The organism is Dysgonomonas massiliensis, from assembly GCF_900240225.1.
Classification (GTDB): Bacteria; Bacteroidota; Bacteroidia; order Bacteroidales; family Dysgonomonadaceae; genus Dysgonomonas; species Dysgonomonas massiliensis.
The window spans coordinates 127,709-143,565 of record NZ_OEPV01000003.1 but is presented as its reverse complement, the minus strand read 5'-3'; the positions used below and the strand labels follow the sequence as shown (position 1 = coordinate 143,565).

12 protein-coding genes are annotated in these 15,857 nt (G+C 37.6%); 9 read left to right on the top strand and 3 right to left on the bottom strand.

Annotation, left to right across the window (positions count from 1 at the left end; translation table 11 throughout):
- The first annotated feature begins 48 nt into the window (after positions 1–48).
- The 9 genes from C1A06_RS04135 to C1A06_RS04095 all read left to right on the top strand — a co-directional run bounded on the left by C1A06_RS04135 (position 49) and on the right by C1A06_RS04095 (position 10,133).
- Positions 49–999, top strand: coding sequence for an NAD-dependent epimerase/dehydratase family protein (locus C1A06_RS04135; RefSeq protein WP_101688976.1), 951 nt, complete (start codon positions 49–51; stop codon positions 997–999).
- A gap of 104 nt (positions 1,000–1,103) precedes the next feature.
- Entirely contained in the window at positions 1,104–1,961 is an 858-nt protein-coding gene (locus tag C1A06_RS04130) for a murein hydrolase activator EnvC family protein (RefSeq protein WP_101688975.1), read from the top strand.
- A gap of 34 nt (positions 1,962–1,995) precedes the next feature.
- On the top strand, positions 1,996–3,141 hold the full coding sequence (locus C1A06_RS04125) for a 1-deoxy-D-xylulose-5-phosphate reductoisomerase (RefSeq protein WP_101688974.1): 1,146 nt from the start codon (positions 1,996–1,998) through the stop codon (positions 3,139–3,141).
- A gap of 20 nt (positions 3,142–3,161) precedes the next feature.
- The gene (gene rseP / locus C1A06_RS04120; RefSeq protein WP_101688973.1) at positions 3,162–4,502 is read left to right on the top strand and encodes an RIP metalloprotease RseP; all 1,341 of its coding nucleotides are present in this window, start codon (positions 3,162–3,164) and stop codon (positions 4,500–4,502) included.
- Between the two features lie 5 nt (positions 4,503–4,507).
- Positions 4,508–5,464 carry a methylenetetrahydrofolate reductase gene (locus tag C1A06_RS04115; RefSeq protein WP_101688972.1) on the top strand — a complete coding sequence of 319 codons (957 nt, stop codon included), beginning with the start codon at positions 4,508–4,510 and terminating at the stop codon, positions 5,462–5,464.
- 21 nt (positions 5,465–5,485) lie between these two features.
- Positions 5,486–6,610, top strand: coding sequence for a DNA polymerase III subunit (locus C1A06_RS04110; protein ID WP_101688971.1), 1,125 nt, complete (start codon positions 5,486–5,488; stop codon positions 6,608–6,610).
- Between the two features lie 84 nt (positions 6,611–6,694).
- The gene (locus C1A06_RS04105) at positions 6,695–8,311 is read left to right on the top strand and encodes a PSP1 domain-containing protein (protein WP_101688970.1); all 1,617 of its coding nucleotides are present in this window, start codon (positions 6,695–6,697) and stop codon (positions 8,309–8,311) included.
- A complete protein-coding gene (locus C1A06_RS04100; RefSeq protein WP_159461381.1) occupies positions 8,274–8,810 on the top strand; it encodes a gliding motility lipoprotein GldH in 537 nt (178 codons plus the stop codon). The genes C1A06_RS04105 and C1A06_RS04100 overlap by 38 nt, the downstream gene beginning before the upstream one ends.
- 57 nt (positions 8,811–8,867) lie before the next feature.
- The gene (locus tag C1A06_RS04095; RefSeq protein WP_101688968.1) at positions 8,868–10,133 is read left to right on the top strand and encodes a hemolysin family protein; all 1,266 of its coding nucleotides are present in this window, start codon (positions 8,868–8,870) and stop codon (positions 10,131–10,133) included.
- A gap of 3 nt (positions 10,134–10,136) precedes the next feature.
- Here C1A06_RS04095 and C1A06_RS04090 read toward each other — a convergent pair whose 3' ends face one another.
- The 3 genes from C1A06_RS04090 to C1A06_RS04080 are packed head-to-tail and all read right to left on the bottom strand — an operon-like array spanning position 10,137 to position 15,635.
- Entirely contained in the window at positions 10,137–11,453 is a 1,317-nt protein-coding gene (locus tag C1A06_RS04090) for a TolC family protein (protein ID WP_101688967.1), read from the bottom strand.
- Between the two features lie 30 nt (positions 11,454–11,483).
- Entirely contained in the window at positions 11,484–14,513 is a 3,030-nt protein-coding gene (locus tag C1A06_RS04085) for an efflux RND transporter permease subunit (RefSeq protein WP_101688966.1), read from the bottom strand.
- Positions 14,514–14,519: 6 nt separating this feature from the next.
- A complete protein-coding gene (locus C1A06_RS04080) occupies positions 14,520–15,635 on the bottom strand; it encodes an efflux RND transporter periplasmic adaptor subunit (RefSeq protein ID WP_101688965.1) in 1,116 nt (371 codons plus the stop codon).
- Between the last annotated feature and the right edge of the window lie 222 nt (positions 15,636–15,857).

Below are 15,857 nucleotides of genomic sequence, written 5' to 3'. Positions count from 1 at the left end.
TATAATTTGTACATTTATAGAAAATAATACGAATTAAATGTGTTGATTATGCGAAAACTAGCGATTACTGGTGCTGCAGGAAATTTGGGAGGGTTGCTGGCTCAATCGATGAAAAATATGAATTGGAATCTAAATTTATTGATTCACAATAAAGATGTATCAGATGATCTAAAGAATCGAACAAATATTTCCATATTTAGAACAGATTTGGCTGATCCTAGTACATTGAGAGAAGCTCTTGAGGGTGTAGATGTTGTTGTGCATTTTGCCGGAGTGCTGTTTAAGGCTAATCCGGAAAAGTTTTTACCGAGAACAAATACCCAGTATTTTAAGAATCTGTTAGATGTTGCTGCCGCTCAAAAAGTAAAACGTGTAATATTGATAAGCTTTCCTCATGTTGAAGGCGAGACAACTCCAGATAATCCAGCTAAAGGGAACTTGAATGGGAATCCAATATCGGCTCATGCAACTACTCGGTTAGAGGAAGAGAACCTTTTGTTTGACTATGCAAAACGACATAATTTTGAACCCGTTTCATTGAGAGTCGGAATGGTTTATGGGAAAGGAATATTGATGATAGATGCAGGGCAGTGGTTTGCTCGTTATGGATTATTAGGCGTTTGGCGAAAACCGACTTGGATACATCTTATTTCTAAGGATGATTTTGTAGCAGCAACAATAGCTGCTGTTGAGAAAGAGAATATAAATGGTATTTATCATATTGGAGATGAGGGTGTACAAACTCTACAGGAGTTTTTGGATGATATTACTAAATATAAAGGAAATTTTAAGCCATGGCGTATGCCTCTTTGGATGATAATGACTGCGGCTAGGTCTTTTGAAATAGCTTCGCACTTGTTTGGGGTCAAGAGCCCATTAACTGTCGATTTTATACGCATAGGCATGGTTTCCTATTATGGAGATACTAGTCGTATGAGGATGGAATTGTTACCCGAATTGAAGTATAAAACATACAAAGATGGGTTGCACTTGTTTTAGAAAGAAAAATGGGCTGAAAGTATTTGCTTAAAAAACATATTCTTTATTAACAAAGTACTTTAGATAAGTCTTTTTTCTTATTTTTGTGATTCGTTGAACTAAAGATGTCAAAAAAGAAAAAATTAAATAACTTCTGGAAACGGATTCGCTTCAAATACAGAGTTTCTGTCATAAATGAGAGTACGTTAGAAGAAGTCTGGAATATACGAGCTTCTATTTTTAAGGGTGTCATACTAGCTCTTTTAGTAGGTTTTTGGGTGGTTGCAATAACAGCTGTAATCATCATAGCTACGCCTATACGTTATTTTCTGCCAGGGTATTTGGATTCTGAAGTTCGTCAGACTGCTATTCAGACTGCTATAAATATTGACTCATTAGAGCAGAAAATTCAAGCTCAGGAGATATATTTTACAAATGTTCAGAAAATTCTGGACGGAACAATGGATATCGACTCTATTGTGAGTGTTCCAGATACGATTTTTATTCCCGAAAATGATCCATCTTTGCAAAAGACAGAGAATGAGCGAGAGTTTGTAAATCGTTATGGTGAAGAAGAGAAGTATAACTTGTCCGTTCTACCGGCATCAGCTGCACCCAATGCGCAGGTTATTCTTTATCTTCCTATACGTGGAGTGATAACACGTAAGTTTAGTACAGTAGATAAGCATTTTGGTATCGACATTCAACCCTCGTCTGCTGCTGCAGTAGTAGCGGTGATGGATGGAACGATAATTGATATGCATTATGATATAGAAAATGGATATATTTTGCGTATACAACATAAAAATGGATTTTTGTCTGTCTACAGTAATTGCAGTAGACCTTTAGTGACAGAGGTTGGTTATGTTGTTAGACAAGGAACACCGATAGCTATGATGGATGTGAAAACAAAGAAAGATTTTCATTTCGAATTGTGGTATAATGGGGTTGCTGTTGATCCGCAAGAGTATATGACTTTCTGATAAAGCAGAAAAGTATAATAAGTTCTTTTAAATTATGAAACGTAAACTAGCGATATTAGGATCGACTGGTTCGATCGGAACACAAGCTTTAGATGTTGTTCGCGAACATGAAGATCGTTTTGAAATATATGCCTTGACGGCAAATAATCAGGTTGAGCTACTGATAAAACAAGCTCGTGAGTTTCAACCGGAAGTAGTTGTTATTGCTAATGAAGCAAAGTATGATCAACTGAAAGAAGCACTGGCAGATTTACCTATAAAAGTATGGGTCGGAAGTGATTCAATAGCTCAGGTTGTTACCGCCGAACCTATCGATATGGTGCTTACAGCGATGGTAGGTTATTCGGGTTTGTATCCAACGATTTGTGCAATCAAAGCAGGAAAAGCTATTGCTTTAGCTAATAAAGAGACATTGGTTGTTGCAGGTGAATTGATCACAGAACTTGCAATAGCTAATCGTGTACCTATATTACCGGTTGATTCAGAACACTCTGCTATATTTCAATGCTTGAATGGAGAACAGTCTCCGATCGAAAAGATATTACTTACAGCATCGGGAGGTCCTTTTCGCAAAAGGACGATTGATCAGCTAGCTAAAGTAACAAAAAATGAAGCTCTTCGTCATCCTAATTGGGATATGGGAGCAAAAGTTACTATTGATTCAGCGTCATTGATGAATAAAGGCTTCGAGATGATTGAAGCCAAATGGTTGTTTGATGTAGCTCCATCGCAAGTAGAAGTAGTCGTACATCCACAGTCGATAATTCACTCGATGGTTCAATTCGAAGATTCTTCTATCATAGCGCAATTAGGTTTGCCTGATATGCATTTGCCTATTCAGTATGCATTGGGATATCCAGAACGTTTGAAATCAAGTTTCAAACGACTAGATATTTTCGAGTTGGGTACAATGACATTTGAGAAGCCTGATTTAGATCGTTTCAGAAATCTTGCCTATGCTTTCGAAGCAATAGAGAAAAGAGGAAATATGCCTTGCATTCTGAATGCTGCGAACGAAATCGTTGTTGCAGCTTTTCTGCGCGATGAGGTCGGATTTTTGCAAATGAGCGATATAATTGAACAGACTATGCAAAAAGCTAGTTTTATCGTTAATCCTACATATGAGGATTATGTAGCAACAGATAAGGAAGCGCGTAAAATAGCAGAAGAATTAATATAAAACACCCTCAAAAGTACTGAATGGAAACATTTATAATAAAAACACTCCAGCTCTTACTGAGCTTGTCTATACTAGTTATAGTTCACGAATTCGGACACTTTATTTTTGCCAGAATGTTCGGTATCCGTGTCGAAAAATTCTACTTGTTTTTCGATCCGTGGTTTTCAATTTTTAAATTCAAACCAAAGAATAGTCATACCGAATATGGAATTGGATGGTTGCCTTTAGGTGGCTATGTGAAAATATCGGGTATGATCGACGAATCGATGGACAAGGAGCAAATGTCGCAGCCGGCAAAATCTTGGGAATTTAGAAGCAAGCCAGCTTGGCAAAGATTATTAGTAATGGTTGCAGGGGTTTTATTTAATTTCTTACTGGCAATCTTCATCTTGTCGATGATCGTTTATACTTGGGGAGATACTTATATACCATACAAAAGTATGAAAGGTGGTATGATGTTTTCTGAGGTAATGAAAGCCGATGGTTTTAGGGATAAAGATATTCTGATAAGTGCTGACGGAGAAGATTTAAAAGATTATAACTCAATTCTATCGACAAATACCCTGATGTCACTTCTTGATGCTAAAGAAGTTATTGTTGAGAGAGACGGCCAACAGCATACGGTAAAGCCATCTGAAGATTTGGGCGAAAAAGTAATTGCATCAAAGATGCCTCCTTTTACAGGTTGGTTACCGACAGTTATTGATAGTATAGGAGAAAATACTGCAGCATCGGAAATAGGTATGCAGTTGGGAGATAGTATAGTAGCATTCAACGGAGAGCCAGTAGAAAGCTTCTTTGCATTTAAAAGTAAGATTTCAGCAGTAAAAAATGATTCGATAAATATCTCATTCTATCGAAATGATAGTTTATATTCTGCTCAAGTTTATATAGATTCTACTTCAAGTTTAGGCTTTATTCCTAGATTCTATGACCCTATATACGAAAAAGTGACTGATCGTTATAGCTTTATCGAATCGTTTCCTGTAGGGATAAAGAAAGGTGTCGAGACACTTAAAGGATACGTCTCTCAGAGCCGTTTTATATTCACAAAGGAAGGAGCCAAGAATGTTGGTGGTTTTGGCGCTATCGGAAGTATGTTCCCTCCTGAATGGGATTGGCATATATTTTGGACGATGACTGCATTCTTGTCAATAGCTTTGGCATTTTTGAATATATTGCCTATTCCTGCTCTAGATGGAGGGCATATTGTTTTCTTGCTTTATGAAGTAATAGCGAGACGAAAACCTAACGAAAAATTCATGGAGTATGCACAGATAGTAGGAATGTTCTTACTGCTGGGATTGATATTGTTTGCGAATGGAAATGATCTAATCAGATGGATTATGGATAAATTATAAATGAAATGACAACAGTAACAGAACTAATAAATAAAGATTCAAAAACAGCTTTCTCGTTCGAGATATTACCTCCTATGAGAGGTAATAGTATTCAACGTGTATATGATATAGTGGACAAATTGATTGAATTTGATCCTAAGTACATCAATATAACCACACATCACAGCGAGTATCTTGATAAAGAAATGCCTGACGGATCGATACAACGTGTGAATATTCGTAAGCGTCCGGGTTCGGTAGCTATTGCTGCAGCTTTGCAATATAAGTACAAAGTAATGGCAATTCCTCATATGATTTGTAAAGGTTTTACACAAGAGGAAACAGAATATGCAATGATTGACCTCAATTTTATGGGGGTGCATAATTTACTATTACTACGTGGCGATGAAAAGAAATTAACTTCAGATCAGCTTAAGGGAAATATAAATCATCATGCGACAGACTTGCAAGCGCAAGTTAATCAGTTCAACAAAGGAATTGATATGTATGGCTTTCCGTTCGAGGGGTTGCAAACACCTTTCTCGTATGGTATGGCATGTTACCCTGAGGTGCACGAAGAAGCACCAAGTCTGGAGTCTGATTTGAAATACATGAAGATGAAAGCTGATCAGGGAGCAGAGTATTTTGTTACTCAGATGTTCTTTGATAACGAAAAATATTATTCGTTCGTTGAGCGTTGTCGTAAAGAAGGAATTACACAGCCAATTATACCGGGTGTTAAACCTATCGTATTGGCTAATCAACTAACAGTACTACCTAAAATATTTCGTTCAAGTATTCCTGAGCCGTTGGAAAAAGCATTGTTAGCTTGTAATGGAGATGATGCTAAAGCCAAAGAAGTAGGAGTGGAATGGGGAATTGAGCAATGTCGTGACCTTATTGCGCATGGAGTACCTAGCATTCATTTCTACTCGTTGATGGCAACTGAAAGTGTAAGACGTATAGCAAAAGAGGTGTATTAATAAGAAATAAAGAATTGAGAAGTGTATTTTAAAGATATTGTAGGACAAAGTGGAGTAAAAGAAAGACTAATAAAGTCGGCACGTGAGGGGTTTATTCCTCATGCCCAACTTTTTTGCGGTCCCGAAGGTGTAGGAAAGCTACCTTTGGCTTTGGCTTATGCCCAATATCTTAATTGTGAAAACCCTTCAGAAACTGATTCTTGTGGAGTGTGCCCATCATGCAAGAAGTATGATAATCTAGCACATCCCGACTTACATTTTGTATTTCCTATCGTAAAAAAAGCTGCAAAGAAGAAAGAAGTCTGCGACGATTATATTGTTGAGTGGCGCGAGATGTTCGAATCTACACCATATTTCAGCTATCATCAGTGGCTGACCAATATCGAAGCAGAGAATTCGCAAGGAGTAATCTATGCAAAAGAAAGTGAAGAGATTGTCCGAAAACTTAGCTTAAAGATTTATGAAGCGAAGTTCAAAGTGATGGTCGTATGGCTTCCCGAAAAGATGCATGAGGCTTGTGCAAATAAGCTGCTGAAAATAATCGAAGAACCGACACCTAATACGGTTTTTCTCCTTGTTTCGGATGCTCCTGATATGATAATTGGTACGATTCAGTCGCGAAGTCAGCGAATAAATATACCTGCAATTGAAAAAGCGGATATTGAAAAAGAGCTAATTGCTAAATACAATATCAACGAAGTTGATGCAGAGAATATTGCTCATCTATCGCGAGGAAGCTTCGTTAAAGCTTTGGAAACAATAAGCCTTGATGAAGAGAACAAATACTTCTTTGAACTGTTTGTTAATATGATGCGATCATCATACGCGCGCAACATTAAATCGATCAAAGCTATTGCTGCCGATTTGGCTGGAATAGGTCGCGAACGACAGAAAAGTTATTTAATGTATAGCCAAAAGATGATTCGTGAATATTTTGTTAGTAACTTGCAGCAACCAGATATTGTGTACCTCAATAATTCGGAAAACGCTTTTGGAGTACGTTTTGCTCCTTTTATTAACGAGCGAAACATTATGGACTTCATGCAGGAGTTGTCTTTGGCCGAGATGCATATCGAACAGAATGTAAATGCACGCATGGTCTTTTTCGATTTATGTCTGAAAGTGACTATGTTGTTGAAAAGATAAGCTATACCGCAGAGCGGTAAATAAAATAAACCCACAAAGCTGAAAAAGGAGCTTTGCATTATAATTAAAAACAACTGATATATAATGGATTTTAATCAAAATAGAACCAAATTTATAAAAATCAGCGACTGTCAGGGTACATGTAAGACGCCAATTGGCTGTACATGTCGTGTACCGGCTGAAGAAGCTGAAAATGTTGCTGCAGATGCACCCAAAATGGCAGTAGTAGCAGTACAACAAAATGAAGTAAAAAAAGAAAGTTTAATTGCTGTCCAACAGCCTCCAAAGAAATCGTGCTGCGGTGGAAGTGGTGGCGGATGCAGATGCAAGAGTTCGCAAACTGGTCGTAATAAACTGGAAGTATATGATTGGTTGAACGATATTCCTGAGGCACATGGAAAAGAAAGCCAGATGGTTGAAGTTCAATTTAAAAATACTCGTAAGGGATATTATTTGAATAGCAATAATTTGGAATTATACAAAGGAGATACTGTTGCTGTTGAAGCTACTCCAGGGCACGATATAGGTGAAGTTACCTTAACAGGAAAGCTAGTTCAGCTTCAGATGAAGAAGAATAATTTCCGCGGCGAAATAAAACGTGTGTATCGTCATGCCAAGCCCGGTGATATTGAAAAAGCAGAAGAAGCAAGAGCTAAAGAGCATAAGACAATGCTTCGTGCTCGTGAAATAGCGGAAAATCTGAGACTTGATATGAAAATTAGCGATGTTGAATATCAAGGTGATGGTAATAAAGCAATTTTCTATTATATAGCCGATGGACGTGTCGATTTTCGTCAATTGATTAAAGAGTATGCATCTGAGTTCCGCATTAAAATCGAGATGAAACAGATCGGAGCGCGACAAGAAGCTGGACGAGTAGGAGGGATCGGACCTTGTGGACGTGAACTATGCTGTTCTAGTTCAATTTCGAGCTTTGTTTCGGTATCTACATCTGCGGCACGCATGCAAGAAATTCCGCTTAATCCTCAGAAATTAGCAGGGCAATGCGGCAAATTGAAATGCTGTTTAAACTACGAAGTAGATACTTATCTTGAAGCACAGCGTAAATTACCTTCGCGCGATGTAGTGCTCGAGACAAAAGATAATACATATTATCATTTCAAGACAGATGTACTATCGGGCATGATGACTTTTTCGACAGATAAACATTTTGCAGCGAATCTGGTAACTATCCATAAGGATCGCGTGTTCGAGATTATGAAGCTTAATCGTAATGGTAAAAAGACATTGCATCTTGTAGATGATAATGATTTCGAAGCTAATAAGCCAGTCACTCATGATGTGTTAGCTCAGGAAAATATAAATCGCTTCGACACTGATAAAAAGAATAGTAAACGCAAGAAAAAGAAACCTGCTCAGCGTAATGGCGATTCGAACAATAATACAAGTTCTAATCAGGATAATAATACTAATGAAGTTGCTGCTAAAGCCAATAATAATGGTAGAGAGAATGGCAACAATAGAGGCGATAGAAATAATAATAGAGAGCGAGAAAATAGAGAGAGACCTATTCAACCTCGTCCTAGACCAGAAGGACAACCCATAAAATCGGAAGATGGGGGAGAAGGCCAGGAATCTAAACCTAGATCAAATAATCACAATCGTTCTCGTCGAAAAAACAGAAACAACAGACCTCCTCAGAATGGGGGTGAAAGAACGGATAATAAGCCAGATGCTTAATCTGAAATATTTTATAATATTAATTTCTTTTCTGGCTCTGGGATTTATTTCCTGTAGCCAGAAAGAGATTTATTATCAGTATGAAGAACTGAAGAATGGTAAATGGAACCAGACTACTGAATGTGTTTTTTATGTTGATTCAGCTTCTTACGACTCATTACAATCATACGATATTTTGCTTGAAGTCGTCCACAATAATTCCTACAAATATCAAAATTTATGGATCGGGTATACACTCGAATTAGATGCCGATTCTATCTATACCAATAAGCAAGAAAAAGAATATATAATTGCTGATAGCGAAGGTAAATGGTATGGATCAGGCTTCGGGTCTTCTTATCAGATCTCTATGCCTTTATTGAAAAATGTATATTTTGATAAGGGCAATGTACGTAAAAATCATAGAATTCGTATTTCGCATCGTATGACCGATAATCCTCTAATTGGAATTGAAAAAGTCGGTATTAAGATCGAAAAATCTAGCTCTGTTAACGACTGATTTTATTCTTGTTTTATATAGTACTACATACAATCATATAACCAATAAATCTTAAGAATGGAAGTCCTGATTATTATTGTTTTAATTCTTTTGAATGGAATTTTTGCGATGTCGGAAATAGCTGTCGTTTCAGCTCGTAAGACTAGCTTAAGTAACGAGGCCAAGCAAGGGAGCAAGTCTGCTCAAAGAGCACTTGATTTAGCAAATAATCCGGATCAATTTCTGTCTACTGTACAAGTTGGTATAACCCTAATTGGTATTCTTACAGGTTTGTATTCAGGGGATGTTTTAGCCGGCCATTTTTCTCCTGTATTGGAAAGTATCGGCGTACCTCACCAATATGCATTACCTATCTCACAAGTAATTATTGTAGTTGTAGTTACTTATTTAACTATTATTTTTGGAGAACTGGTCCCAAAAAGAATTGGGATGAGTGCATCGGTTAAAATAGCAAAGATAATAGCTCGTCCAATGATTTGGCTCTCAGTATTAGTAACACCTTTTGTCTGGATACTTTCGAAGAGTACATCATTTGTTTCTAATTTATTAGGGATAAAAGACAATAATTCGAAGATGACAGAGGAGGAAATCAAGCAAATTATAAAAGAAAGCGCTGAGGGTGGAGAAGTGCAAGCCGTTGAGCAAGATATAGTTGAACGTGTATTCTCATTAGGAGATCGCGATATGGAATCGATAATGACTCCTCGTAGTGATGTCATTTGGTTAGACTTAAGCCTGACAAAAGATGAGTTGAAAGAAAAAATATCCCAATTCCCGTTTGATAAATATCCGGTAGCTGACAACGATCTTGATAATATTGAAGGTATAGTACTTTTGAAAGATATCTTTACAAATATAGATAATCCAAATTTCTCTCTGAGAAGAATTTGTCGTCAAGCCAACTTCTTTTACGAGACAATGCAAGTTTATCCTGCATTAGAGAAGATGAAGGAAACACATTCATCTATGGTATTGATTGGTGACGAATTTGGTGCTGTAAGTGGGATAGTAACTATGAAAGATATTCTAGAAGCTTTGGTTGGCGAAATTCTTGAAATCAATGAAGAACCTGAGATTGTAGAACGTAAAGATGGTAGTTTCCTAGTCGATGGAAAATGTTCATTCTACAACTTTCTAGACTATTTCGAGATGGAAGAAATTTATTCAAAGTATGATTATAATACTCTGAGCGGATTAATTCTCGATTTACTAGGTCGTATTCCGAAAACAGGTGATACATTGCAGTGGCATGTCTTTTCGATGGAGATAGTAGATATGGACGGAGCAAGAATTGATAAAGTCCTCGTCCGTAAAGAAGAATAAATTCTATTCCGAATAATTTAAAATTTGCCCACTAATTTGCAGAAGCGATATTTCGCATAACTTAGTGCTGTACTCGGCCTGAACCAGTCGTTCTTCGGCTTCCAATAAACTGTTCTGAGCTTCGCGAAGTTCGATCCCTGATAAATCTCCTAATTTGTATCTTTCAATTGCTATATCGTAAGTTTCGTTAGCTGTTTCTAAATTTTGCTTCTCAAGATCAACAAGCTTGATGTTGTTTTTATATGCCATCCACATGTTCGATAAATCGGCTTTAAGTGAAAGGTTTGTTTGTTCAAGCTCTAACTCACGATTCATAATTTCAATCTTAGCATTTTTTTGCTTTCTCTTTCTATTGAATCCATTGAAGATATTAAAGCCGATGGTAACACCATAAGTAAAGCCTAGATTACGCTGACTACTGATTGATCCCGTATCGTACAAGTTCTTGTTGTAACCATAACCAGCGTTCAGTCTTAGATAAGGATAATTTTCGCTTTGCGCCATTTTAAGGTCTAATAAGCCCAAATTTCTATTTTTTCCGGATAAGAGTAGGAATGTATTTGATTCCATTGTCGTTTTAAAAATTGTTTCTCTATCCAAAAGTCTGTCAAAGGTTATAGCAGTATCGCAAATCAAGGTTTGCTGATTTATGTCTTCGAGAGACATCATCTCGTTTAAAGCAATACGCGATGTGTGCAGTACTTCGTATTGCTTAATTAGCTTCGAACTATCACTGTTGAGGTCTACGCGGGCTTGTTGCATATCTAGACGTGATCCTGCACCAATTTCGTAACGGGCTTCGGTTATGCGAAAACGTTCTTTAGATAAACGAACTGCCGATTGCATATTCTTCAACCGAATACTTTGCTGTATATAATTATAATACTCAGAGGTCAGATTTGCAATGAAATTTTCTATAGTCAAGCGAGTATTAAGCTCGCCCATCTGTTGCAATTCTTTCAACTTACTATGGTTTGCCTGAATATTGAACCCATCAAAAACAGTCCAGTTCAGATTAACTCCTGCATTCAGTAACTCATTATGAATCCCATTGTTTTTATTCTGTCCACCTTCTCTAAGCTTCTGAGTCGTATTATTGACTGAACCAGAATAACCTCCGGTCAAGTCGATAGTTGGCAAATAACCAGCATTTCCGATGGTTAAATTATTATCAGATATCTCTTGATTATTGCGGGTTATTCTTATCTCGTAATTTTTTAGTAAGCCTATTTCTATACAACGCTTTAGATCTAAGACCTCTTGTGCTTGGCTTAAAAGCGGAGTTAATAGAAGTATAATAAATAGAATCCTTTTTTTCATAAGTCTTGTCTGATATTTTCTTTCAGTATTTTAGCTTTTTTTGTTACCTCTGTTTGTTGAGATATATAAATACATTGCCGGAACAACAAATATTGTAAGTAATGTTGACACTAACAATCCTCCAATAACGGCTGTTCCCATAGCAATACGCCCATTAGCTCCTTCGGCACTTGCCAAAACAAGTGGAAGTAATCCTAATATGGTAGAAAAACTAGTCATCAGAATAGGGCGAAGTCGTTGAACTGATGCACCAACAATTGATTCGTATTTATTCATGCCGGTTTCTTGCCGTTGATTTGCAAATTCTACGATCAAAATCCCGTTCTTGGCAACCAGACCAATAAGCATAATGATTCCAATCTGGCTGAATATATTCATTGTTACATCATTCAGATACATAAATATTAATGCTCCGGTAATAGCCAGCGGAACTGTAAGCATAACAACCAACGGATCTTTGAAACTTTCGAATTGAGCCGAAAGAATCAGGAAAATCAAGAGAATAGCTAATATAAATGCAAACATTAAACTTGAAGAGCTTTCTCTAAATTCTTTCGAATCGCCAGATAATGCTGTTCTGAACGTATCATCTAAAGTTTCTGCGGCTATTCGATCCATCTCGTCCAGTCCGGCACCGATCGTAACACCTGGTGCTAATCCGGCAGAAACTGTAGCCGAATTGAAACGATTGTAACGATATAATTGGGGTGGTGCAACACTTTCTTCTAGTCGGACAAGATTATCCATCTGGATCATCTTGCCCGTTTGATTTTTCAAATAGATTGATTTTAGATCGAGTGGTGTATTACGTTGTTGCCTGTTTATTTCTCCAAGAATTTGGTATTGTTTACCATTCATGTAAAAATAACCCATGCGTTGCCCGCTGAGTGCGTATTGAAGAGTTTGTCCTATATCGCGTGTACTAACACCTAAAAGTGCAGACTTATCGCGGTCAATTATAATTCGGGTTTCTGGCTTAGTAAATTTTAGGTTTACATCGGCCATCTGGAACATCGGACTTTCTTGTACTTTTCTCATAAATTCGGGAATAAACTCTTCGAGTTTTGCTAGATTCTGTCCTTGAAGTACGTATTGAATAGGCATGCTTGAGCGCCTTCCGCCGAAGGTTGACTGTTGCTGAACAAATGTTCTAGCCTGAGTTTCTCCCCTTACTGCTCGTGTCAGAGCATCAGCTATTTCCATCTGACTTCGTTCACGATCTTTGATATCCGGCAAAGTTAAATTGACCATTCCTCCGCCTGTCCAAACACGCATCGTATTGATCAATCTTTCTCGAGCTACAGTGTCAGCTATCATCGATATTTTTTCGGTGTAATTACGATTAAATTCGTAGGTAGACCCTTCCGGTCCACTTGTGCGTAATGTAATCTGCGATCTATCTTCCAAAGGAGCCATTTCGGAAGGAACTAATCTTAAGAGAACTACAATGAGAATAACTGAAAGGATAATGATTGGCCATATCATAATTTTCTTTCTCAGGAAGCTAACTAGTAAATTATGATAACCATTAGTAATCCACTGGAAGAAAGGTTCTGTCTTTTGGTAGAATATATTAGGCTTATCTACTTTTTTAAGGAGTTTTGTAGAAAGCATCGGAGTGAAAGTCAATGCAACGAATGCAGAAATTAATACAGCTCCTGCAACGACGATACTAAACTCGCGGAAAAGACGCCCAGTCATTCCTTCGAGAAAGACAATAGGGAAGAATACTGCAACTAATGTTATAGTAGTCGAAATTACAGCGAAAAATATTTCTTTCGAACCTTCTATACCTGCCGATTTAGGATCCATCCCCGATTCTATTTTTAGATAGATATTCTCGGTGACGATAATAGCGTCATCTACTACCAGTCCTACGGCAAGTACTACGGCCAACATAGACAATACATTGATTGAGAATCCGGCGATGTACATCACAAAGAATGCTCCGACCAGAGAAACTGGAATAACAACGCAAGGTACTAGGGTTACGCGCCAATCGCGAAGGAATAAGAATATAATTATGACTACAAGTAGAAAGGCTATATATACGGTTTCTTCCACTTCGTTGATTGATGCTCTGATAAACTTTGTATTATCAAAAGCTACATCAATTATAACATCTTCGGGTAAATCTTTTTTGAGCTGTTCGAGACGAATCATTGCTTCGTCCGAAATCTCAATCTGGTTTGCACCCGGTTGAGGAATAATGACTGTGCTTACTGCCGGAATGCCATTCCGACGCATGATATTTCGATGATTCTCGGTTCCAAGTTCGGCTGTACCTACATCTTTGAAGCGCACAACATTGAAGTTATCTTCTTTGATAATCATATTGTTGAACTCTTCAGGGGTTTCCATCAAACCAAGAGTACGAATAGATAGCTCTAGATTATCACCTTCGATACTTCCCGATGGGAGCTCAACATTCTCTCTATCTACAGCCGATTTAATATCCATAGGTGTAACTCCGTACGAAGCCATCTTGTCGGGATCTAACCACAAGCGCATCGAATAACGATTTTGTCCCCAAATCTCAACAGCACTAACGTTGGGTATTGTCTGTAAACGCTCTTTTACTGTAAGTTCGGCTATTTCGCTTAGCTCGAGTAGCGAGCGAGTTTCACTCTGTATACTTATCTGAATAATTGGACTGGCATCGGCATCGGCTTTCGATACAGTTGGAGGATCACAGTCACGTGGCAGATAACGTTGCGCACGCGAAACTTTATCTCGCACATCGTTAGCGGCAGTTTCCAGATCGACCGATAGTTCGAATTCGACCGTGATACGGCAATTACCTTGACTACTTTGGCTTGTTAATGAACGTATGCCAGGAATACCATTGATATTTTGCTCAAGAGGTTCGGTGATCTGATTTTCGATGATCTCAGCATTTGCTCCTGGGTAAGAAACACTGACAGTAATAATCGGATTGTCTATATTGGGATATTCGCGGACTCCGAGATAACTGTATCCGATAATACCTAATAGAAATATAATTAAGACGAATACTGTTGCTAATACCGGGCGTTTTATGCTTAGTTCGGAAATATTCATTTTATCTTAATCTTCTTTTACGTTTTCAACAAGCTCATTAATAGATACAGGTAGTCCATCGCGAAGCTGCATTACTCCGGTCACTAACAACGTATCGCCAACATTTAGTCCTTCCAGAACTTGGATGGATGATGCAGTACGCATTCCTTTTCTTAGCGTTACTTGCTGAGCGCGCCCATCTTTATAAACATAAGCTATGTCGCGTCCCATTTCTGCGATAACTGATAAGCTCGGAACAACAATTGTATTTTGTATTTCTTGAACTTTAATCTCAATTTGCACCGAACGTCCCGGAGGTAAAACACCGCCTGGATTTGGATATAGTGCACGAACTTCCATTGTCAGAGTCTCGCCATCTAAGTTCGGTTCTATGGCATATACTGATGCAGTATATTGGTTGGATGCTCCATCGTCGAGTCTGAATTTGAAAGGAGTGCCAACTTTGAGTATATTCGCTTGTTTTTCTGGAATTGAAAACTGTATTTTCAAAGGAGAAGTCTTAGTCAATCTTGCCAGTACCGTAGATGGTGAAGCATATGTCCCTTCACTTACTTGTCGTAGTCCGATGTTGCCGTCGAATGGAGCCCGAAGTTCTGTCTGGTCTATTCTAGCTTTTACGAGTTGAATATCAGCCTCTAGTTTTGCCAACTCGGTATTTACCGATTCGTATGCTTCTTGGCTTACAGCATCTTTGGCTAATAGCGATTTTTGACGGAAAACACGATCTTGAGCTAAAGGTATTTGTGCTTCCAGTTTTTTTAACTCAGCCTGTAAAGGCGCATCATTTACCTTTGCCAATAATTCGCCTTTACGTACATATGTACCTTCTTTAAAATATATCTTGGTTATTTTTCCTGACGTTTCGAAAGATAAATCAACTTCTTCGTCAGGCAATAATCGTCCTATTCCACGTATTACGTCATCCAATGTCTCGTATTTGAGAACTAAGGCATTTACGTTTAGAGGTCGCCTTTGATTATTTTGGGATGGAGCCTCACTCTTTTGAGTTGGAGTAGTTGAATCTTCTGTCTGGAAATAAGTTTTGATACGAGGATAAAGTATGATTCCCGCTAGAAATAGAAAAATTGCTACAAATAAAATAATTTTAGTCTTTTTATTCATCTTCGGATATATCTATAATTAGGCTTGTTTTCTAAGCTAAGATAAGAGTAATTAGTTATGACTTCAAAAAAGCAAAAAGGTTTAATCTATACAACTGAAAAATGTAAATTTTTATTGTATTTGTATCTTTTTTGCTATAAGTGTAATCGTAAGTGGTTTATTATTAGATGTAAATGGGATGGAGCTTTTTTATCTAATAAAGTTATTTCTGATACATTGTGT